We start from the raw sequence: 22667 nt of genomic DNA on the forward strand, positions 1-22667 counted from the left end.
CTTGGCGGGATGGCGATTCTGGTTGGCAATGCTGGGCGTGCTAGCGGTACTACTGCTAACGACGCCAGTCGCTTTTAATGCGGACATATTCTCCCTGCTGCCCAAAGACTCTAGTACGGTAACCGCGTTACAGCGTTACCAACAGAATTTCGGCGCGAGCGAGGCGGTAATACTTGCCATTGAGGATGAGAACCCAGATACCCTGGACGCCGCCATGCCTAAATTGGCCAAGTCGCTTCAGCGCGCAAGGTTAAGCCGCGCCCCGGTTTGGCAAAACCCATTGCAGGATTCCCCAGAGGCCTACGCCGAAATTCTTGCCCTGATATGGCTCAGTCAGCCACCTGAGGCGGTGAACGAGCTGACTAAGCGGTTACAACCCAAAGCCGTTAACACACAACTCGATAAAACCCTTGAACAGCTTGCCTCCTCTTTTAATGCCGCTGACGTGGCGCGCCTGGCTAATGATCCACTCGGGCTGACACAGGTCGCCAGCCAGTTTCAGAACAGTGCCTATAACCCCTTCGCCTCCACGGATGGCCGCCTGCGCGTGATGTATCTCGATTACCCGCACACCGAAGGCGATTTTTGGGGTTATAAAAGTTGGTTGGACGGCATCAATAGCGAAATTGCGCGGCTCAGAGACGCAGGTGAGCTTCCCGTTTCCACGACCATTTCAATGACAGGGAACCCTGTCTATATCGTGGAGTTTGGCTCCCAACTGGTGCGGGACTTGAGTCTTGCCGCCGTTGGTACCTTAATAATTATTCTCGGGCTCTTTTGGCTGGCGTACCGGCGCGTGGGGCCGCTGCTATGGCTGGCCCTGACGCTTGGGCTCAGTCTGGCGGTGACACTGCTGCTGGGAGCCGCATTACTGGGAGAGATTCACGCGGTCAGTCTCGGGTTTGCCGCATTGCTTATGGGCCTTGCCGTTGATTATGGCCTGCTCGTATACCAGCATTTTCAGACTGAGAGCCGCTTATCGGCAAGCGAACTGCGACGCAAACTGCAACCGAGTATTTTCTGGGCTGCGTTTACCACGGCCTGCGCTTTTTTTCTGCTGACCCGCAGTAACCTCCCAGGACTGGCTCAGCTCGGCCTGTTAGTCGCACTGGGAATTCTGATAGCGGCAACCACGGTGCTCTACGGTTTTCTTCCTGCGGTGGTACGCACGCCAGCACGTCCCATAACGTTGCCTGCCGCACCAGCGTTGCCCACCAAAATCGCTATCGCCACCTCAGCCACTTTGCTTTTAGGCAGCTTACTCACAACCTTTATGCGCCCCCCGACACTGGAGACCCAGGTCGATAAATTGCAGTTTGCCAACAACGCCGCACAGGCGACACACGACCATATTCAGCAGCGACTGGCTGCCTCAGCGAGCGAACAATGGCTGATATTTACGGCGCCAGACGCGCAGCAAATTGCTCACGCTCTGGACCAAAGCCAACGGCAATTGGCCGACGACTTCCCCGCAATCAACGCGAATCTTCCCACCGCTCTTTGGCCGAACCCCGCCCACCAGAGGGCCAATCGCCAGCCGCTCGCGAACCTGGCAACACGCCTGACAGAGTTCCAACGGGCTGCGGTCGATGCCGGTTTTAATACCGATTCCCTGTTGCTTACAGCAGAAATCATGCACCACTGGCAAAGCTTCGCTAACGCGGCAGCCCCCAGCGCGAGCCATCCGCTGTGGCCCGCTCACCCGGCGAATCAGTGGCTGTTTTCACAATTCGCGAGCCATACCGACGAGGGTTGGTTCGCCATGGCACAATTGTCCAGCTCAACAACACTCGACAAGACCACGCGATCTGCATTGGTAAAACAGCTACAACAGATACCCGGGGTGGCGATAGCGGGGTGGGCCTTGCTCGCCGACGAACTCACCGCCACCATGATCCAGGATGCGCTCAACGTGCTGTTACCGATGATAGTCGTGTTGTTGTGTTTGCTCGCACTGGCCTTTCGCCACTGGCTGGACGTGGTCCTCAGCCTTTTCTGTTTTGTGCTGGGCGGGTTAATCCTGAGTGCGTGCATGGCACTGCTGGGTTGGTCTTGGAACATCATGAATCTCACCGCACTTCCGTTGCTGCTGGGCGCTGGAGTCGACTACAGCATTCACATTCAACTGGCCCTGAAGCGCGAGAAAGGAAACCTCTCACGGGTGTTCCAATCGGTTGGCCGCGCGATTTTGCTCTGTGCGGGCTCAACCGCTGTGGCATTTGCCAGCCTCGGCCTGGGAACTAACGCGGGAATCGCCAGCCTCGGTAAAGTCACCGCGCTAGGTATCGTGATTCTCGCCGCATGCGCCGTTTTTCTATTGCCCGCCTGGTGGATAACCCTGCACAGAGTGAATGGCAGATCACAATGACAGATACCGGAAATCATTAATATGCGAGAAAAAGACGTCGCCAACTGCGGCTGCACTCAACAATCGGCTTACTGAGAATCGCCTTACTAGGGCCTGTTAACACTAATTCAATTCGCTCTGCTGGAGCCTGTATTTTCAGGATGAAAGGCATTTTTGGCGTTGTTTAGCGGGCTAAACGAGCGAAAAATAACGCATCAGCCTGGAAATACAGGCCCAGCCCTGCGGGTTGCGGCTAAAATCCCGCTCTCAGCGTTGTTTATCGCTCATTTGGAACAACCACTAAAACGCCGGGAGCGTTTTAGCGTGTAACCCCGTAGGGGTGAGGCATAGGGATATGCCGAACAACCTGCGCTCCAAACGTCGGGGTGCCGCATCACTCGATAGCGAAATTTTAGCCGCAACAGAATGAATCGAATTAGTGTTAACAGGCCCTAGACAAGCACCTTACACAACAATCGCATTCAGCCAGCTACGAAGCCAGTCGTAAAAAGGAAATACCATGGTACGCTACCTGCCCGCCAAAATTTTTATATGCCTTGCGCTGACACTCTGCCAGACCAGTCAGTCGTCGCCAGACTTGCTGGACAAATGGCTCGCCCACCAGGCAAAAATAGAACATTGGCACGCAGATGTTGTACAAATCCGGCATATAAAAAATCTCACCAGACCACTGCGCCAGGAAGGCGAGCTATGGTTTATCAAGCCGAACCGGTTTCGCTGGCAATTGGGCACGCCGGTGCGAACACTTGCAGTGCGAAACGCTGAACAGCTGGTGATCGCATATCCCAAATTAAAACAGGCAGAAAAATACCCGTTCGCGAATATTACCGACCCGGCGATGCGACAAATATTGCTGTTGTTAGAGGTGGGATTTCCCAGCGACGCCAAGCAGTTTCGCCAACAGTACACGCTACTCAACAGCGAACCACTAACCCCTTCTGCAGACAACCCCGTAATCGAATTTCAATTGCAGCCTGCGGCGGTATTAGCAAGAAAGTTGTTAGATAAAGTCAGCCTGGAGGTGGACACTTCCAGCATGCAGCTTAAAGCCACCCACCTTTACTTTGGCGATGGTTCGGTGCTGACGAATGAATTTCACAATGCACAGTACAACGTGCCCTTCCCTAAGGAAAAACTCGACATAGATCTCAGTGGCTATTCGATCACTGAACCACTGAGTGGGGGAAAATAATCCGGGTGTTTGCGGGGAAGTATTTTTGCCAGTTCAAGCAGGCACTGGGTATCCATATCGTTTGAGTGACGTGGGTGAAACATAAATTCGTGCAGGCCGGTTTCACCGCAGTCGATTAAATGTTGGATTTGCCCGCTAACTTCATCGGATTGCATCTTAAATGTGCGATCAATCCCCCACAGCGACTGACTAATTTGGCAAGGCATCGCGCTAGCCTGTGGTCGCTGAAGCAGTCGATCCAACACGATATAACCCCGGTTCGGTGCAGAGAAAAACTTTGGCTGCCCCCAGCGCAACCAGCCACTAAACTCCGCTCTCACGTGATCGAGTAACGCTCGGCGAATAAACGGATGTATTAACATATGGTGATGGGCGTTAATAAAAGCACAGTGTAAGCCGCTGGCTTTAAATGCCTGCCATTGGGCAGCTATTTCACGCCGGACAAGTGCTCGGGCCGCGGACGAAAAGCCTATAGCGAAGCCGGCTTGGGCAGGTGTTCGCCAGGGCCACTGTGGTTGAGTTAATGGCTGGCTATCGACAACATGAAAATGCCAGCCTATATCCAGGTGTGGGTTTTCTTTGGCCATACTGACAGCGGCGGCGCTGGCTGATTGCCCCATCATCAGTGCGACGCCGGACAGTATGCCGTTTTGATGACAGTGGATCATGGCCTGATTTGTCGCTTCATCTCTGCCAAAATCATCAGCAATAAAGTGAAACTCCAGACTTACCGTTGAACTAGTCATTGCTTTTTGTGGTTGTTTTTTAGGTGTTGTAAATTGGTAAACAGCGATCTGGCTATATAGTGCCAACAAATCGATCCTAGAGGAATAAGCGTGCTGCGAAAGCTGATAAAAACCATCGACAAGCACTTGCGAGAAAAACAGGGCATCTTTGAATTTTGGGTGCACCCCAACGCTTTGATCCGGGTGGGATTCACTACCAACAAGCAACCTATTCCGGTAAATAAAAGTGCAATTAGCCCGGGTTCACACCTTCTGGAAATCCACTTTTGGAACGAGCATGTGCCATCACAAAAATTGGCAAAATCTCCTATCGCATGGGCGGCGAAAAGCGCGACCATGCTACGCGATTCCTTTCAGGAGCTTGCCTTTCAACTCGTGAACGACCCGCGTTTTAATCACGTGGAATTTATCGGCGGCTCAACCCCCTTGGTTTTGTCCGGCCAGCATGGCGGCGGTGAAAAAATATGGCGCCGGCTTGGCTTTCACCTCTGCATACCGCAGAGCACCAGGCCATGGAGCCATTTTTGGGAGAACCTATACACCTGGTTGATTATCTGGACTTTTAACCCCGATGGCGTTGGTAACAAAAATCCGTTCACGATGCACCGGGTCGAATTTTGGGCCGACAGGCAAACGTTTATCGCGCATCACTACCGCCCAAAGCCGCAATCGTGACGTCTTCGACAAATTCAGGCCCCTCGCAGCGCAGCCAGCCTGCCAAGTGCCATTAACGGAAAATAGTGACGGTAGAGGTTGTAGTTAATCATAAAGCCTCGGCTGAGTTCCGCATGCTGTTGCAACGACCGTTGACGTTTTATTTCCCGACGACCAATGCCGTAGCCCGGAAATCCAGTTCCCGTGTAATAGGGCTCATCCCAGGTACCCTCTGGGGTTTGGGTGGTTTTCAAATAAGCTTCAGCACGCAACAAGGATTCTGCGTAAGTCCCGCCATCGACAGCGAGCAAACTCATCATCGCCCAGGCCGTTTGCGATGCAGTACTCGGCCCCCGCCCGCGTTGAGTATCGTCCATGTAGGATGCACAGGACTCACCCCAACCACCATCGTTGTTTTGTTTGCCTAAAATCCAATTGGCAGCGCGACGAATAAACTCCTGATTCATATTCATGTTAAGCGACGCCAGCGCGGGTAACACGGCTGCCGTACCGTAGATATAATTCACCCCCCAACGGCCAAACCAGCAGCCGTCGTTCTCCTGTTCACTGCGAATAAATTCTAGCGCCTTGGCGACGGCAGGGTGGGTTGTCCGATAGCCCAGCAACCCGAGCGCTTCCAGCACGTGTGCAGTGACGTCAACACTGGCGGGATCTATTGTTTCACCAAAATCGCTAAACGGGATCTTAGTGAGCAGGTCTTTATCGTTGTCTTTATCGAATGCACCCCAGCCGCCGTTGCGACACTGCATCGCAAATAACCAGTTTAAACCGCGTTCAATCGCCAGATTTACGCGTGCGGTATCGGGGTAATCGGGTCGTACTTTGGCGAGCACGATTAGTGCAACTGCCGTATCGTCCACATCAGGATAATGCACGTTCGCCCGCTCAAATGCCCAGCCACCGGGCGAAACCGTCGGCAATTTCTGTTGCCAGTCGCCAGGCAGCAGGACCTGTTGATCCAGAATCCAATCAACAGCTTTTCGCAATTCAGAAGAGGACGTACAGCTAAACCCACAATCCAATAACGCAAAAGAACTTAACAATGTATCCCATACCGGACTTTCGCAAGCTTGAACGAAGCGCGCCCCCCCCGGCCTCTCGTAAGACCAATGTGCATCAAGTGCGGCAAGACCTTTCGCCATCACCGGATGAGTAACAGGATAACCTTCGGCTTTTAACGCCATCAAACTATATATCCAAGGCGGCTGAATCCCTCCCCAGGCACCATCAGCATCCTGACGACGAAGAATCCATTCGAGGCACATTTTTATCGCCTGTTGTCGCCCAGGTGGGCGTTTAAACGTTCGTTGGTATTTTTTTAGTGCGCGATCTGCGTGATAAAAAAACGTCGACCAGGCGCCCGCTTTTTTGCCCAGAGCAACAACCGCGGACCTGTCTTCCGGAAACAATTCCTGTAAACACGATTTTTTATTTAATGGCACGACCATACGGCGCGCACTGAGAATACACAAAGGCACCAGAGTGGCCCGCGCCCAGGCAGCAAAATGATAAATATTGAACGGAAACCATCGCGGAAAAAAAAGAATTTCCGGCGGCAGATTGGGGGTTTCCTCCCACGGCCACTCGCCAATTAGCGCCAACCAGAATCGCGTAAACACCCGCACCTGTTTAACGCCACCTTGCAATTGAATCCAATCGCGCGCGCGTTTGATATCCGGATGATCGGCGGCATAGCCCTGACAACGCAAAGCCGCGTATACCTCGACAGTGGTGTTAATGTCGCCAGCGCGCGCGCCATAATACACATCCCACGAGCCGTCCGCGCGCTGACGTTGCAACAAACCTTGCACAAGTCCGCGACTCATTGGATGGTTGGCAATCCCCAGCACATGAAAACACAAAAGCCATTCAGCTTCCATGCAGGCATTTGACTCGAGTATCCCCGCCCAATAACCGTCTTCGTACTGCGCATCCAACAACCAGAATAGCGCCCGGTCAACAGCCGAATCAGCAGAGGCTGTAAGACTTTCCTGCGGTTCTAGAAGATCGACTTCATCCTGAATTTCCATAACCGTTACGTGAGCTCCCCCAAGCTAAAAGGTGAACCCAGTGTAAAGTATTGAGAATACAGATTCATGTATACTGTTTGGCATTGCTAGCTCATATTTCGGTGGGTTGTGATTAGACGCGGATTACGCACAGATCACGCCAAAATTCAGAAGGGATGTCAATTATGGCAACGGTTCGCAGCAATGAGAATACACATGCCAATGTGTTGAATGACGTAAAAACGCGACTCGCGTCCGAACAGCATTTTCAAAACACAATGCTGCCCCAGGTTTCACGCTCCTTTGCACTCACAATTCCGCAACTGCCAGAATTTTTATGTCTCGCAGTTACCAATGCATACCTTTTATGTCGAATAGCAGACACATTAGAAGACGACCCAGAAATTTCCGCAGATGCCACCCGTGATTTATACGGGTTTTTTATTGCGGCACTGGAAGGCAAGGCTCCACCTGCAACTTTTTGTCGTTTGGCAAGCGCGGCGTTATCGTTACAAACCGACCCCGTGGAGCGTGATCTGGTCGCCGATGCAGACCAGGTCATTCGCATTTTTCTCGCCTTGCCCACCACCACGCAAAATATCATCGCAACTTGCGTAAAAAAAATGTGCGCGGGAATGCCGGATTATCAACCCGGTGCTCACCGAGGTCTTGAGTCGTTAGCTGAACTCGATGCCTACTGTTACTTTGTTGCCGGGGTTGTTGGTGAAATGCTGACCGGTCTGTTTTGTGATTTTGCAGAAGACATTGCGCTGCAACGAGATAGACTGGACAAACTCAGCACATCGTTTGGCCAAGGCCTGCAAATGACCAATATTATTAAAGACGTGTGGGATGATCTCGAACGCGGATTTTGCTGGCTGCCAAGGGACATTTATGGTGCAGGTGGTTTTAATCTTGACGAACTTGCACCTAACCACAACACTGCTTTATTCCGTAATTGTCAGGGCCAGCTCATCAGTATCGCTCATGGCCACCTGCAAAATGCACTCGACTACAGCTTGTGTATTCCGGCAAGACACAAGGGCATTCGGATTTTTTGTCTCTGGGCTGTCGGCCTGGCGTTACCGACCTTGCAAAAAGTATTTACCTCTTCCGCCTATTACCATGGTAAAACAGTCAAAATGTCGCGCGCGCGCATGCTGTTAATTACCCAGGTTATTGCGTCCTCAGCCAGCAGTAATACGGCGCAACGTGTGATTTTCAAAATGCTGGGAATGGGTTTACCGTTCGCGCCGATCTCTGGTGTCGAGCACACCCGAGCAATGCATAAAATGCAATCAACCATGCACTAACAAACGCTACATGCACAGACCACCAGGTGCCGATATTTTTTGTGAACTTTGGAATTATTACGGCCCTGGCCACTGAGTATTCATGCTTGCCTTCAAGCTTGCGCGACCGAGCCATTTGCTGCGGCGTAGGTGCTCGCAATGCTACCAACGCGGCTGAGTCCCTTATCGCGGGAGGGGCAGATGCCTTGCTGAGTTTTGGGATATCCGGTGCGCTCGACACATCACTGTGCAGCGGGCAAGCGCTGAGCATTGTTCAGGTTATCCAGATTCCCGATAACATAACCTACAGCTGCAATAGCCTGACGAGCAACTATCCAACCGCGACCCAGCTTTGCGTAAACACCCCCGTTATTCACGCGGCAGACAAACTGGCGCTGGGAGCTAACTGGAGCGCTCATGCTGTCGATATGGAATCGTCTGCTGTTGCCGCGGTAGCGCAACATGCGCAGAAACCCTTTTTCTGTATGCGGGTCATTTGTGATCAAGCTGAGGATAACCTACCGGCTGAACTCGTGTGGCTCATGGGTGAAAATTCAAGGGTTAATCCGTTCGCCTTACTCGCGAGCGTGGTAAGACGTCCCACCCTGCTGACTGACCTTTTTATGCTCAACCGAAAATACCGAATAGCGCTACGCAGCTTAGCTGCAGTGGGTGCAGAATTACCGAAAATGATTGCGGAGCATGTGCATCAACAATGATTAACAAAGCGCTTGTTACTGGCGCCAGTGGATTTCTCGGTAATGCCGTCGCCCGCGCGCTACTGCAACAAGGCACAGCGGTGCGCGTGCTTTGCCGACACGCCGACAACCCCAATCTCGAAGGATTGGCGACAGAGCAGGTGATTGGCGACCTCACCAAACCGTCTACCCTGGCGCACGCCGCCACTGGCTGCGACGTGCTGTTTCACGTCGCAGCCGACTATCGCTTGTGGGTGCGCGACCCTGCAGCCATGTACGCCGCCAACGTCGACGGTTCTTTGGCGCTGATGCGCGCGGCACTTGCCTGTGGTGTGGAACGCGTGGTGTACACCTCCAGCGTCGCCACACTTAAAGCCTCCGCACAGGGCCAAATCCACAATGAAAGCCATCGCGGCGAACTCGGCGACATGGTGGGCCACTACAAGCGCTCCAAGTTTCTCGCCCAACAAGCGATAGAAAATCTCTGCGCAGAGGGCGCGCCGATTGTTCTGGTGAGCCCGAGCGCACCTGTCGGACCAAGAGACATCAAACCAACGCCCACCGGCAAAATACTGGTCGACTCTGCTAATGGTAAAATGCCCGCCTATTTGGACACTGGGCTCAATATCGCCCATGTAGACGATGTTGCGCAGGGTCATCTCCTGGCCTATGAACACGGCAACACTGGCGAAAATTACATTCTTGCTGGCGAAAATTTGTTGCTGAGAGACATTCTGGCGATAATCGCGAAGCTCACCGGGCGCAGGGCTCCACGGGTCGAATTGTCGCCAAACTGGATCAAACCGCTGGCGGTCGTCAACGAAGCAATCGCCCGAATAAGCGGGCAACCACCGATGATTCCGCTGGACGGTGTGCGCATGGCTGAAAAAAAAATGTTCTTCAGCCATACCAAAGCACAGGCACAACTGGGGTATCATCCCCGCCCTGCAATTGAGGCCATAGCCGATGCCTTGGTCTGGTTTCATCAGCAAGGCTACATCCGCAGGGCACCACTTGACCCCGCGGTTTTCTCAAGCCCCTGAGATCAGCACCAACGCTCTGCACTTAGACAAGCTCAACAGTGCCAAAAGTAAAAGCAACTGCGTAAACCAGAACGCCGGATAAACAGTGACAGACAACGCCATACGACAAGCCACAGCGATTGCTCACCCCAACATCGCGCTTATTAAATACTGGGGCAAAGCGGAGAACACCACAGCGAACGAGCCTGCGGTAAGTTCACTCTCAATCACGCTGGATGAGCTGGCAACCCGCACCACCCTTACATTCGATACCGCCTACAAAACCGACCGCCTTACCTTGAACGGCAAGCCCGACACCGCCAAGTTGCCACGCATCTCTTCCGCTCTGAGCGTGATGCGGCAGTTAGCAGGTATCACAACGCCTTGCCATATTGACACCAGCAACAATTTTCCTACTGGCGCGGGCCTGGCCTCGTCTGCCAGTGGTTTTGCGGCGCTGGTGGTTGCCGCCAACCAGGCATTGGATTTGAATCTCTCGCTGCAACAGCAAAGTAAACTCGCCCGCGCCATGTCTGGTTCCGCGGCACGCTCTTTATTCGGCGGCTTCGCCAAAATCTATCTTCCCCATGCGCAGCTGGAACCAGCGCCGTTCGGTGCTAACTACGCAGAGCCCGTCGCACCGGCGGATCACTGGCCGCTCGAAGTCTGTGTGGGAGTCGTCTCTGAAGAAGAAAAAGCCATTGGCTCCACCGCCGGGATGGAAAACTCCCGCAATACCAGCCCCTATTATTCAGCGTGGATCGCAGGTAACGATGCCGATGTGATAAACGCAGAGGCCCTGGTGAAGGCGCGGGATTTTGACAAGCTGGCCGAACTCAGTGAATTCAGCTGCCTCAAAATGCACGCGCTTGCGCTTGCCTCCCGCCCTGCACTGCTGTACTGGAGTGGCGCCACCATGGATGCGATGCGCGCGATCCAGCGCTGGCGCGCGGAAGGCACCCCCGTGTTTTTTACGGTTGATGCCGGCCCGCAAATCAAGGCAATCTGTGCGCCCGGCTATGGCGAGCTTGTCGCTCAACGCCTGAGCGAACTTGCCGGTATCAAACGGGTCATCCGCTGCAAGCTCGGTCAAGGGGCAAGGCTGCTGGACTGATGACAAAGACCTTACACGCGTCGGCGCCAGGGAAAGTGATTCTGTGCGGTGAATACGCCGTACTTCAAGGAGCGCCCGCTCTTGTCGCAGGCGTTGACAGACGTATTAACTTACAACTAAAGCCGCAGGCGAGCAGTAAAGCAGAAATTAACGTGTTGTGCCCGGGCTTCCTCGACGGGGCCTGTCAGCTGCACTGGCAAGCTACCGAGTTAGTCAGCACAGAGCCCGCTCTGGCGCTGCTGATAAAATTGTGTAATGCCTTACTGGCAGAGATCCCAAGTGCTCTAGATCTCCTGCGCAGCCATAGCTGGGCGCTGGAAATAGACAGCCGCGCGTTGTTCGACAAACAGCATAAGCTCGGGCTAGGTTCCAGCGGTGCGCTAGCAACTGCGCTGGCGGGTGCACTTTGGACGCTGTCTGGCGATGTTCTATCTCGCGAGCAAGCCTGGCCGATAATTCACAGAGCCCACAGTGCCGCTCAGGGCAAGCAAGGCAGCGGCGCAGACGTTGCTGCCAGTCTATGCGGCGGCACTCACGTATTTAGCAATCAGCAGCTGCACTGCGCCTTGGAACCACTTCGCTTGCCCCAAGGAACGCATCTGGCCTTTATTTGGAGCGGTACCAGCGCGTCCACCCCAAAATACCTACAATCGCTGAGTCAATGGCGCGAGCACCACCCTGCGAGATTTGCACAGCACATGGGCCAGCTGGAAGCGCAATCCAGAGCGATTGTAACGGCCGGCACTGCAAACGAAATGGTTGCAAATTTTCGCCAATTTACCGATGCACTGCACGAATTTGATGGCGACAGCCAGCTTGGTATATTCGCCAATGGCCACGAGCAGCTCTATATAACTGGCCGCAAATACCGCCACCTGGCATACAAACCCTGCGGGGCGGGTGGCGGGGATCTGGGCCTCGCGGTGGCTAGCGACAAATCTGAATTTACAGAATTCCTGGCCCAGCTCGATGAGCATGGCGTACGGGCCCTGCCACTGGCCATCGACTATTTAGGTTTAGCGACAGAACAACATGAGTAACCGCAAAACGCTCCACAGAAAATTCCGTAAACTCAGCGTGCAAGAGCGATTGCAGGCGCTGTTCGATGCCGGGTATTTCGACCACGAAACACACCAGTTCTGGCAAGACGGTGGCACCGTGTTGCAGGAAAACGCGGCAGACCGGATGATCGAAAATGTGGTGGGCCGGTTCGCCTTCCCGCAGGGGATCGCCGTGAACTTCCCGCTCAACGGCCAGATTTATCAGGTCCCTCTGGTTGTTGAAGAACCTTCCGTAGTAGCAGCGTTATCTTTTGCCGCACTCCTGGCTGAAAAAAATGGCGGCTTTAAAGCCGCCGCCAGCTCACCGATTCTGATCGGGCAGGTGCAGCTCACCGGGCTTGACGACCCTCTTGCCGCCGAGCAAAAGCTGCGCGCGGCACAAGAGTCCATCGCCAGGGCGGCTCAGCAGGCGATGCCCAATATGGTGGCCCGGGGCGGCGGCCTGCGGGATATCAGTTTCCACCACCATGATGGTGAGCACAGCGGCCGCGCGATGCTGGTAGTCCACCTGCACATCGATACCCAGGACGCTATGGGTGCGAACATGGTGAATTCTGTTTGTGAAGCCGTCGCGCCGCTGTTGGAGACTATTTGTGGCGGTGAAGCGGTGCTTAAAATTCTATCGAATCTCGCGGACGAAGCTCTGGCACGGGCAGAGGTTACGCTGCCCTGCAGCCAGTTGGCGGCACCGGGCTGGAGTGGCGAACAAGTACGCGACCGTATTATTCTTGCCAGCGACCTGGCACTGGCGGACCCCTACCGGGCAACAACCCACAATAAAGGCATTATGAACGGCGTAGACGCTTTGGCATTGGCCACGGGCAACGACTGGCGCAGCATCGAAGCCGCGGCTCACGCTTATGCAGCGCGCGACGGACAGTATCGCGCCCTGAGCCACTGGACCAAAACCGAAAACGGCGATTTACACGGCGAGCTCACCATGCCAATCAAAGTGGGCACCGTTGGCGGCTCGCTGCAAACGAATCCTGCGGTGCTGGCTAACCTCAAGTTACTCGGTATTTCCCGCGCGCAAGAATTGGCCTCACTGATGGCTGCCGTGGGCTTGGCGCAAAACTTTGCCGCGCTGCGCGCACTGGCGAGCAATGGTATTCAGCAGGGGCACATGACGCTGCACGCGCGCAGCGTCGCACTTGCCGCAAACGCACCCAGTGAAATTTTCGACGAAGTGGTTAAACAGTTGGTTGCCAGCGGCGAAATAAAAATCGAAACGGCGCAACAGATTATTCAGCAAATACAGACCGGTTCATGAGCGACAACAACGCACTCACCCGTTGGCACAGTGCCTGCGGCAAAGTTATTCTTTTTGGCGAGCACGCCGTCGTCTACGGTGTGCCGGCAATTGCGGGCGGCATTCAGCAGGCTATGCGTGCACGAATCATACAAAGCGCACCGAACGAAATCCGGGTGAGTATCCCCAAATGGTCGGTCGACGTCTGCCAGGGAGAGCATCGCCCCGGCACAGAATTGTTCGAGGCTTACCTGGCATTTTTACTGGACAAATTTCAGCTTGCCAGTAGGGGCTTTTGCCTGGAGCTAGATCCCACCATCACGCACGCCAGCGGCCTCGGCGCCTCTGCCGCCGTCGCAGTAGCCTCTATTCGCGCGTTGGCAGACTATGCGAAACGGCCCCTCAGTGACGAGGACATCAACACGCTGGCGTTTGGCTGCGAAAAAATCGCCCACGGCTCGCCGTCTGGCCTGGATAACACTCTCGCCACATATGGCGGGATACAGCTTTACCAACGTAATGGCGAACAGGCCCAGTGTTCAGCACTTCAGTTAGCTAAGCCGTTTCGGCTCCTGGTGGCGCTCTCCGGCAAGCAGGGGTTTACCGCAGCGACCGTAGAACGGGTGGCGAAGGCTCGCGCAGCAGAGCCACAAAAATATGACGCTATATTTGACTCCATCGGCAACATTACTGCGCGGGCCAGCAACGCCCTGCAACACGGTGAGCTCGCTGAAGTTGCCGAGCTGATGACCGAGAATCAACTGCAATTGCGAGCACTCGGCGTCTCCTGTGATGAAATCGAACACGTCATTTCTCTCGCAATGTCGCAAGGCGCGCTGGGAGCAAAATTGACCGGCAGCGGAGACGGTGGCGCAGTTATAATTGCCCCAGGCGCGTCGGAAGAAAAAGTGTTGGCGGCGTTACGGAACGCTGGCGTCCAGTGCTTTACCATAACACTGGGTGTTCGGCCGTGATTAACAACGCCGGATACACACCTATGCGCATCATGCCAAGCGTCGATGCCAGCAAATACTAAGAACCGTTAGGAGATTTGATTTGGAGGAGTTAGCACACGACCCACATGCGGTAGTTTCCTCAGACGAAGACCTGCTCATTCTAGTGAACGAGGATGATGAAGAACTTGGCGCTGCCGACAAGGCGTCCTGCCACGACAACAATGGCGTTCTTCACCGGGCATTTTCGATCTTAATTTTTAACTCCAATGGCGACCTGCTGTTGCAAAAGCGTTCCTCAGAAAAACGCCTTTGGGGCGACTTCTGGTCAAATAGCTGTTGCAGCCATCCCCGAAAGGGCGAGACGATGGAGTACGCCAGCCACCGCCGTTTATGGGAAGAACTGGGCCTGCGCGCCGAACTCACCTTTCTTTACAAATTCAAATACCAGGCAACCTTCGGGGATGCAGGCGCGGAGCACGAACTCTGCTGGGTGTATATCGGCGTGAGCGACGACACCCCTTCGACAAATGCCCATGAAATCAGCGAGTGGCGCTACGTCAGCAAAGCGTCTCTGGATCATGAATTGGAGACCCAACCGCAGAATTTCACTCCCTGGTTCAAACTTGAATGGGAAGAAATCCATCGGTCTCACGGTGTCACACTTAGCGAGGTGTTAACCGCCAAGCGCTAAATTGTCCACGCGGGCCGCCAGGCGATGCATCGCCAGCCCAGCACATACCAAGGATTACCACGTTTAGAGGTGAAGTATGGGTGTACCGCTTAAACAGCAAGTCAAAGTTGGCAGTTATTTGGTTCGGCAAAAGCTTATCGGGCGCAAGCGCTACCCGCTGGTACTTATGCTGGAGCCCTTGTTCCAATGCAATCTTGAGTGCGCAGGTTGCGGCAAAATTGCCTACCCGGAAGATATTCTACGGCGGCGGATGTCCGTCGCTGATGCTCTTGCCGCGGTGGATGCAGCGGGTGCACCCATCGTTTCTATTCCCGGCGGAGAACCGTTAATACACCGAGAGATGCCAGAACTGATCGCCGGCATAGTCGCGAGAAAAAAATACGTCTATCTCTGCACAAACGCGCTTCTACTCGAAAAACACATCGACAAATATACCCCTTCCCCGTATCTCACCTTTTCGATACACCTGGATGGGCTCCAGCAGCGGCACGATGAGTCCGTATGTCGTGAAGGCGTATTCGAGGTGGCTACACGGGCGATTAAATTGCTGCATGCCCGCGGGTTCCGCGTATCTATCAACTGCACTCTGTTCAACGGTGAAAACCCCGGCGAAGTGGCCGATTTTTTTGACTACGCCATGAATGAACTGCAGGTTGAGGGTATCACCCTGTCGCCGGGGTACAGCTATGAGCTGGCCCCAAGGCAGGATGTCTTTTTGAGCCGGTCGCGTTCCAAGCAGCTGTTCCGCGATATATTTTCCCTTGGCCGGCAGCGTAAATCCCGTTGGAAATTCAACCAATCGCTCAATTTCCTGGATTTTCTGGCCGGAAACCAATCCTACCAGTGCTCTCCGTGGAGCAATGTGACGTACAATGTGTTCGGTTGGCAAAAACCTTGCTACTTGTTGAGTGATGAAGGCTATGCCGCGAGTTTTTCCGAACTTATGGACACCACCCCATGGGAGAACTACGGCGTGGGCGTCAATGCAAAATGCAACAACTGCATGGCGCATTGCGGCTACGAAGGCACTGCGGTAGACGACACTCTGGCGCGGCCTTTAGCGGCACTTAAGGTTTTATGGAAAGGCATAAAACTGGAAGGGTCAATGGCGCCTGAGCCTGATATTATTAGCCCCTTGGCCATCGAAAATGGCCCCAAACGGGATAACAACAAGATACCGGTAACCGAAGTATGACAGTAAGTATCGCTCCAGTGAGTGAACATGAGCTGGAGCGAAAACATTCGCAAGGCCGCGTTGTACCTAGAGCACAATATGGAGAACACGATGAATTCAGTAGGTATTAGTGGACTGGCTGCCTATCTGCCACCCTATCGCACCAATCTCGAGGAGTGGTGCGGCTGGACAGACGGAAGCTGGGAAAAACTACGGGACGTCGTCGGCCACAGCTTTCGCATGCGCGGCCACCATCAGAACGTTTACACCATGGCGGCGAATGCCGTTCTTAGACTGATCAAGCAGTACAACATCGACCCACGTACTGTCGGATTCTTTGCCTTCGGTACCGAATCCAGTACCGACAATTCCGCCGGTGCTGTAATCGTCAAAGGCATCGTCGATAAAGGGCTGAAAAAATTGGGGTTGCCGGCACTGTCGCGCAATTGCGAAGTACCGGAATACAAACACGCCTGTCTGGGCGGCGTTTATGCACTTAAAGGTGCTGCACGTTTTCTAGCGTGCGACGGTGCGCAATCCAAAGCAATCGTGGTCGCAGCAGACATTGCGGAATACGAACGCGGTTCCACCGGAGAGCCCACTCAGGGTGCCGGGGCTGTTGCGATGCTGCTCGAGGCCAAACCAAAGCTGCTCGAAATTAAACTGCAGAAGTCAGGCTCCTCCGCCGACTACCGCGGGCCGGATTTTCGCAAACCGTTTGTAAGATTTGCGCAGCAGAACGCCAGCACCAACACACAGCTGCGCGATTTTCCAGTGTTTAACGGGTATTACTCCACCAATTGTTATATCGACGCGGTATTGCTCGCGCTCAATAATATGTTCAACAAGTGCGGATTAGACCGCGCCGAATACCTGAAACAGTTGGGCGCGATTTTTCTTCACCGCCCCTACGCGCGGATGCCGGAAACCGGCTTGGCGATCAGCTATTTGTTCGCACTGGCGCTGGGCAAAGCCGAGGACCACGCAGAACTCAAGGAGTACTGCGATGCGGCACGCGTTAAATTCCACGATGTTATCGAAGAATTCAACGCTGCCCGCAATCTGTTCGACCTGGTTGAACAAGGCAAAATGAATTCTCCCGTGTTTCCCAAAGCAATGCGGACCATTCGTGTTTTGCCACGCTTCGAGTCATTCAAACGTATTCAGGAAAAGATGGCGCTGGGCTCCGAGCTGATGAAAAACGTAGGCAACCTCTACTCGGCCGCGCTGCCCGCCTGGATAGCTGCAGGACTTGAGGACGCGCAACAGTCAGGCGTTGATCTCACCGGTCAGGAAATCTTAACCTTGGGCTATGGCAGCGGCGACGCCGCAGAAGCGATTCCGATGCAAGTGGTCGAAGGCTGGCAGGAACACGCCAAGAAAATTCGGTTTGCTTCCGCGTTTGAAGGCGCTGTGGACCTCAGCGAAAACCAATATATAGCACTGCACAGTGGTCGCCAGCCGGTAGACCTGCCGATGGACACCGAGGGCGAGTTTTTCATCAGTCGCATTGGCAAAAACAGCGGTGGAGATTTTGATGAAGACGGTATCGAGTACTACGGGTTCGGTGCATCCGCCAACACAAAATCTGGCGAGAAATCTGATAAGTCCCAGAAAAACAACGACTCTTTCAACCAGGTCACTAACGAAGTCTAACCTTACCGACAACATCAGCTCATGAATCCAGCCCTCCAGGAATTTATCAACGACACCAGTCTACAGGTAAATAGATGCCTGGAAGGCTGGACCCACCCCGCCGACGCGGTCGCCCCCCGGGTGACCGAAGCAATGCGGTACAGCCTGATGAATGGCGGCAAGCGCATCCGCCCTACGCTGGTATATGCGGCAGCGCGGGCGGTGTCAGTACCGAATGAGGCGACTCTAGCGGGGGCCGGGGCGGTGGAGTGTATCCACGCTTACTCGTTGATCCACGATGATTTACCGGCGATGGATAACGACGACTTACGCCGCGGCAAACCCACCTGCCATATTGCATTTGACGAAGCCACTGCCATTTTGGCGGGGGACGGGCTGCAAACACTGGCGTTCGAAAAACTCAGTACCATCGAAGATCCAGCGACCGCAGTTGCCATGATACGGACACTGGCGCTGGCCAGCGGCGACAAAGGTATGGTGGCCGGGCAGATGATCGATATGGAATCCGAGGGTTTGCAACAGGCGTTTACTATCTCCCACCTGGAAAAAATTCATCGGCATAAAACCGGTGCGCTCATCCGCGCAGCAGTGCTGATGGGTGCGAGATCAGTCCAAGCCAGCCAGGAACAAACCCAGAGCCTGATCCGCTATGCCGACGCGATAGGCTTAGCCTTCCAGGTTCAAGACGATATTCTCGATGTGATTTCCGACACCGCCACACTTGGCAAGCGACAGGGAGCAGATCTTGAGCACGAGAAAGCGACTTATGTATCCTTGCTAGGGCTGCGGGAGGCAAGGGAAAAAGCCCGTGATCTTCACGCTACCGCCTTGTCCAGCCTCCAATCATTTGCAAGCAGCGCCGACCCTTTGCGCTGGGTGGCCGACTATATTGTGACCCGCAGCCACTAGAAACCGGGCCATAACTGAACCCCTTGCGTTCCACCCTGTAAAAGCGCATTGTTGCCAAAACAATAATAATTGTGTGGAGGCTCCTATGCGACCAAAGTCCCCCTCCTTCCATGCCCACCACTCCCCGATGGGTGCAATGGCGAGCTTTACTTGCGGCGCGCACGGCACAACGGGCGGCATGGGCATCGAACTGAGCGGCCCCTATCCAGGAGAAATTACGGTCGGTGTTGTCGACGCCAACAAGGTGGCTCACCTGTTGCCGCTTTTTGGCGACAGCAATCACTCAGAAGCCGAACGCTATGTTGAAGGTAAAGAAGGCGGCGGTGGTCGGGTAGCTATCGAGCAGAACATCACCAGAGACTACCTTTGGTGTACCGATCGCATAACCGGCGGTGCCACCACTCTGCAAATATATAGCCCCTTCTTTTCAATACCGGACCCAGCCACCGCAACACCCGCGCAACTGGCCTTTGCCTGCTGCCCCTGTATACATCTGGAGGTGGTGTTTAACAATTCTACCACCAGTACTATCACCGGCATTTTTGGCCTGACGATTGATCACCGGTGGAGCAGCCTCGGCGCGCGAACCGGGGGCAATCTGATTGGCGCCACCAGCCGGGATACCATCGGTTTCGCGACACAAACACCTGGCGCTCGATGCTTTATCGATTTCGATGCAGTCTCAGCCATCAACCGCCGTCATCAGTCGCCGGAGTTTTTACTCGGGCCAACGGCAGGCCTGGAAATAGAGGTACCCGCTGGCGAGACCCGCACCCTTTCAGTGGCACTAGGCTTTTTCGTCGATGGCGTAGCCACCTATAACCGGGAAATGCGCTATTACTACACCCGACATTTTACTTCGCTCACTCAAGCCCTGAGCTACGCCCTAGAACATCGCCAGGCGTATCTGACTGAAGCGGATGCACGAAACCGGGAACTGGCGGATAGCCCTCTTAGCGACGACCGCAAATTTATGATTGCTCACGCAACTCGCAGCTACTATGGGTCCACTCAATGGTTATGGGACGGACAAGCCAGTGTTTGGGTCGTGAACGAGGGTGAGTATTTAATGATGAACACCTTCGATCTCACCGTCGATATGCTATTTCACGAAATGCGAATGAACCCCTGGACAGTACGCAACGTGTTAGAGCAATTTGTGTGCAACTACAGCTTTCAGGACACGGTTTTTCATGCGTCCGACCCGAATCACGCGCTCCCCGGCGGTATCTCCTTTACCCACGATATGGGGGTAATGAATCACTGGAGCCCCACTGGCCAGAGCGCCTACGAAGTCGCTGGTCTGGACAGGCAGTGTTTCTCCCATATGACTTGCGAACAGCTCACTAATTGGGTGCTCTGTACTGGTGTTTATTTCGCGCAAACCTCAGATATTGCGTTTATCCAGCGTCATCGAGCGATCATTCACGGTTGTCTTCAATCCCTGCAAAACCGCGACAACCCTTATCCGTCAGCCCGCAATGGCATCATGGGGTTCGACTCGAGCCGCACTCAGGGTGGTGGTGAAATCACAACCTACGACTCGCTGGACCACTCCTTAGGCCAGGCCAGAAATAACATCTATCTCGGGGGTAAAATGTGGGCGAGCTACCTAGCGCTCGAATACATGCTCGCCAGCCTTGGGGACCCCGCACTGGCGGAGCAGTCCGCGGCGGCGGCATCACTCGCCGCGCAAACCATCAGCAACGGGTTTCGCAGCGATCTGGGCTATATTCCTGCAATCCTCGAAGACAACAATGAGAGTGCCATCATTCCCGCCATTGAGGCGCTGGTGTATCCACACGTAATGGGTTTGCAAAGTGCCACCGCCAGTAGTGGGCCTTACGGCTTCTACATTGATACCTTAAAAACACACCTCAGCAGCATATTGCGCAACGGGCTCTGCCTGTATCCGGACGGCGGTTGGAAACTGTCTTCCACTGCGGACAACTCCTGGGCGTCTAAAATTGCACTCTGCCAATTTGTGGCAAGCCAAATTCTGGAATTCGATTTTGGCGAAGCAGAAAGTATTGCGGACGCTGCACATGTGGCCTGGCAGCAGAAAGGCGCGACGCATTACGCGTGTTGCGACCAGTTTCGCTCTGGAGAGCCTATCGGTAGTCTTTACTACCCTCGGATAGTAACTAATGTGCTCTGGCTGCACTCTGATGCCACAAAAGGCACTCTGTGAGCCACGCAGAATAAAAGTAAGAGTGGAGTAATTCTGGCGAGGCAATAACCACACGGTGTGAACTACACCAAGCCTCCAGGAATCCCGCTATCGTTATAATAATGCGCGTGGACAAAACAATAAAAGCTAAACATGTGCACGAAGTTTCAACCCGATCCGGGAAATTGTTAATCGCTTCTTCGCAAGCTCAAGCATCATAACCCGACCAAGTACGGACACTTTATCTTTCTCAGCAGTATCGTTCTCAATAGCGAAAATCGTGTCCGTTTTTGCAATAAACAGGTGTGCAAATGAAATCGCTACTGTTTAATATTCATGACTTGATTCTGATACTTAGTATAAGCGCGTTCTGTTTGATCGCGATCCGGCAGGTAGCAGACAATAGCGACAACAAGCCAGCGCGTCGATTATGGCTCGGCTTTTGGACATTGAATGTTCTCGCCTGTGGATACACGCTGCTATTTTGGTCAGACGCTTTGCGTCGCCCGGCTTTCGATGCTGCACCCTATGTGTTCTGTGTGCTAGGCACCACCTCACTGCTCACCGGGCCAGCACTTTTATTAAGCCTTATCCAAAGCTCCACCAACGCGGGTAGATTTCTCTGGCGACACCTTGCTCACCTTCTTCCGTTTGCAGTATCAATCTCCTATTTGTATATCGTATGCTTCCGGTTTGATAGCGACACCCAGCGCTTTCTGTTCCTAGAGCTGCACCTTTACCAACAAGCACATACTTACTACTTCACATTTGTATCCCTCACCAAACTGCTGCCCGTGATCTACGCCCTTGCCGCTGTTATCTGGCTGTCAAACAATAACACCCTCAGCGAAAAGGCTGGCTATAGCGCGACAAGGCAACAGCGTTATGCTCGGCTATACGTTGGTTTCCTGTTTCTGTGGAGTTGGGGCGCAGTCACGCATTTTATTGGACGACACTTTCCGAGTAATTTTCCCGACCTAATGGGAATAGTTGGGAACTACCTCACCTTATTTCTCGCGCTGACAATTTTGCTAGACAAGGATCTGTGTAGCGGCGCTAACGCGACTAAAGCCACTAATATCCAAAATCCAGACCCGGGCAAATCAACTATAAAAACCGCCATCGAAAAAGCGGTACTGACAGACCAAATCTATTTGAACCCGCAGCTAAATCTCGAACGATTTGCGGAGTACACCAAGCTCAATAGCCGGGATATATCTGCAGTTATCAATCAGGAGTTTGAGAAAAACTTTCATGAATTTATCAACACCTATCGCGTAGAAGCTGCAAAAATAAAGCTGCGTGACGACACTTGCAAACACCAGAGCATTAGTGAAATTGGCGCGGCCTCCGGATTCAACAGCACAGCAACCTTCAACAGGCTATTTAAGAAATTAGTTCAGGTCACCCCCAGCGACTACCGTAAAAGTAATGAGAAAACGGACAGAGGATGTACCTTTAATATTTCTTCAGCAAAGTAGGACGAGTTATTTTTTAGCGCCAATTGAAATTTTCCGAACACGAGACTACTTGCTTTTATTTGAACTTATCAATCTGCTCAAATCAGGAATTGCGGCTTTATCTTCGCGAAAAACCAATAAAAATAACAATACGGGAGCAGACACCCCAAATCTTGTTATTAACCATAAAAATCAAACCAGCTTCAACGGCTGATTTTGGAGACA

Annotated in this window: 18 protein-coding genes; 16 read left to right on the forward strand and 2 right to left on the reverse strand. The window is 53.5% G+C overall.

What is annotated here, in order from left to right; translation table 11 throughout:
- Positions 1–28: 28 nt before the first annotated feature.
- Positions 29–2368, forward strand: a complete 2340-nt coding sequence (locus tag TERTU_RS14310) for an MMPL family transporter (RefSeq protein ID WP_041590252.1) — start codon at positions 29–31, stop codon at positions 2366–2368.
- A gap of 499 nt (positions 2369–2867) precedes the next feature.
- Complete coding sequence (locus TERTU_RS14315) at positions 2868–3560, forward strand: LolA family protein (protein WP_015817952.1); 693 nt, start codon at positions 2868–2870, stop codon at positions 3558–3560.
- On the opposite strand, the gene TERTU_RS14320 is transcribed toward TERTU_RS14315, so the two are convergent.
- Positions 3524–4306, reverse strand: a complete 783-nt coding sequence (locus tag TERTU_RS14320; RefSeq protein ID WP_187148796.1) for a ChbG/HpnK family deacetylase — start codon at positions 4304–4306, stop codon at positions 3524–3526. The genes TERTU_RS14315 and TERTU_RS14320 overlap by 37 nt on opposite strands.
- Positions 4307–4396: 90 nt before the next feature.
- Between TERTU_RS14320 and TERTU_RS14325 the strand changes: the two genes are divergently transcribed.
- The gene (locus TERTU_RS14325) at positions 4397–4981 is read left to right on the forward strand and encodes a YkoP family protein (RefSeq protein ID WP_015818451.1); all 585 of its coding nucleotides are present in this window, start codon (positions 4397–4399) and stop codon (positions 4979–4981) included.
- A gap of 14 nt (positions 4982–4995) precedes the next feature.
- Here TERTU_RS14325 and shc read toward each other — a convergent pair whose 3' ends face one another.
- A complete protein-coding gene (gene shc, locus TERTU_RS14330; protein WP_015819476.1) occupies positions 4996–7011 on the reverse strand; it encodes a squalene--hopene cyclase in 2016 nt (671 codons plus the stop codon).
- A 164-nt stretch (positions 7012–7175) separates the two neighbouring features.
- Here shc and TERTU_RS14335 point away from each other — a divergent pair, with 164 nt between their 5' ends.
- The 13 genes from TERTU_RS14335 to TERTU_RS14395 all read left to right on the forward strand — a co-directional run bounded on the left by TERTU_RS14335 (position 7176) and on the right by TERTU_RS14395 (position 22463).
- Positions 7176–8303 (forward strand): phytoene/squalene synthase family protein, encoded by a 1128-nt coding sequence (locus TERTU_RS14335; protein WP_015820079.1) that lies wholly within the window; start codon positions 7176–7178, stop codon positions 8301–8303.
- 41 nt (positions 8304–8344) lie between these two features.
- A complete protein-coding gene (locus TERTU_RS14340) occupies positions 8345–9001 on the forward strand; it encodes a phosphorylase family protein (RefSeq protein ID WP_015820659.1) in 657 nt (218 codons plus the stop codon).
- The gene (gene hpnA, locus TERTU_RS14345; protein WP_015817017.1) at positions 8998–10023 is read left to right on the forward strand and encodes a hopanoid-associated sugar epimerase; all 1026 of its coding nucleotides are present in this window, start codon (positions 8998–9000) and stop codon (positions 10021–10023) included. Before TERTU_RS14340 ends, hpnA begins: the two co-directional genes overlap by 4 nt.
- A gap of 85 nt (positions 10024–10108) precedes the next feature.
- Positions 10109–11116: a diphosphomevalonate decarboxylase gene (mvaD, locus tag TERTU_RS14350; protein ID WP_015817654.1), complete on the forward strand. Its 1008-nt coding sequence runs from the start codon at positions 10109–10111 to the stop codon at positions 11114–11116.
- The gene (locus TERTU_RS14355) at positions 11116–12156 is read left to right on the forward strand and encodes a mevalonate kinase family protein (protein ID WP_015818261.1); all 1041 of its coding nucleotides are present in this window, start codon (positions 11116–11118) and stop codon (positions 12154–12156) included. Before mvaD ends, TERTU_RS14355 begins: the two co-directional genes overlap by 1 nt.
- Positions 12149–13447, forward strand: coding sequence for a hydroxymethylglutaryl-CoA reductase, degradative (locus tag TERTU_RS14360; protein ID WP_015818836.1), 1299 nt, complete (start codon positions 12149–12151; stop codon positions 13445–13447). The genes TERTU_RS14355 and TERTU_RS14360 overlap by 8 nt, the downstream gene beginning before the upstream one ends.
- Positions 13444–14400 carry a mevalonate kinase gene (gene mvk, locus TERTU_RS14365; protein ID WP_015819381.1) on the forward strand — a complete coding sequence of 319 codons (957 nt, stop codon included), beginning with the start codon at positions 13444–13446 and terminating at the stop codon, positions 14398–14400. The genes TERTU_RS14360 and mvk overlap by 4 nt, the downstream gene beginning before the upstream one ends.
- Positions 14401–14482: 82 nt before the next feature.
- A complete protein-coding gene (idi, locus tag TERTU_RS14370) occupies positions 14483–15073 on the forward strand; it encodes an isopentenyl-diphosphate Delta-isomerase (protein ID WP_015819882.1) in 591 nt (196 codons plus the stop codon).
- 76 nt (positions 15074–15149) lie between these two features.
- On the forward strand, positions 15150–16268 hold the full coding sequence (hpnH, locus tag TERTU_RS14375; RefSeq protein ID WP_015820632.1) for an adenosyl-hopene transferase HpnH: 1119 nt from the start codon (positions 15150–15152) through the stop codon (positions 16266–16268).
- 27 nt (positions 16269–16295) lie between these two features.
- Complete coding sequence (locus tag TERTU_RS14380; RefSeq protein WP_015819988.1) at positions 16296–17903, forward strand: hydroxymethylglutaryl-CoA synthase; 1608 nt, start codon at positions 16296–16298, stop codon at positions 17901–17903.
- Between the two features lie 21 nt (positions 17904–17924).
- Positions 17925–18812, forward strand: a complete 888-nt coding sequence (gene ispA, locus TERTU_RS14385; RefSeq protein WP_015820636.1) for a (2E,6E)-farnesyl diphosphate synthase — start codon at positions 17925–17927, stop codon at positions 18810–18812.
- Positions 18813–18948: 136 nt separating this feature from the next.
- Positions 18949–21003 carry a glycoside hydrolase family 52 protein gene (locus TERTU_RS14390; protein ID WP_041590255.1) on the forward strand — a complete coding sequence of 685 codons (2055 nt, stop codon included), beginning with the start codon at positions 18949–18951 and terminating at the stop codon, positions 21001–21003.
- A gap of 290 nt (positions 21004–21293) precedes the next feature.
- Entirely contained in the window at positions 21294–22463 is a 1170-nt protein-coding gene (locus TERTU_RS14395) for a helix-turn-helix domain-containing protein (protein WP_015817640.1), read from the forward strand.
- Positions 22464–22667: the final 204 nt, after the last annotated feature.

Source organism: Teredinibacter turnerae T7901, assembly GCF_000023025.1.
Classification (GTDB): Bacteria; Pseudomonadota; Gammaproteobacteria; order Pseudomonadales; family Cellvibrionaceae; genus Teredinibacter; species Teredinibacter turnerae_B.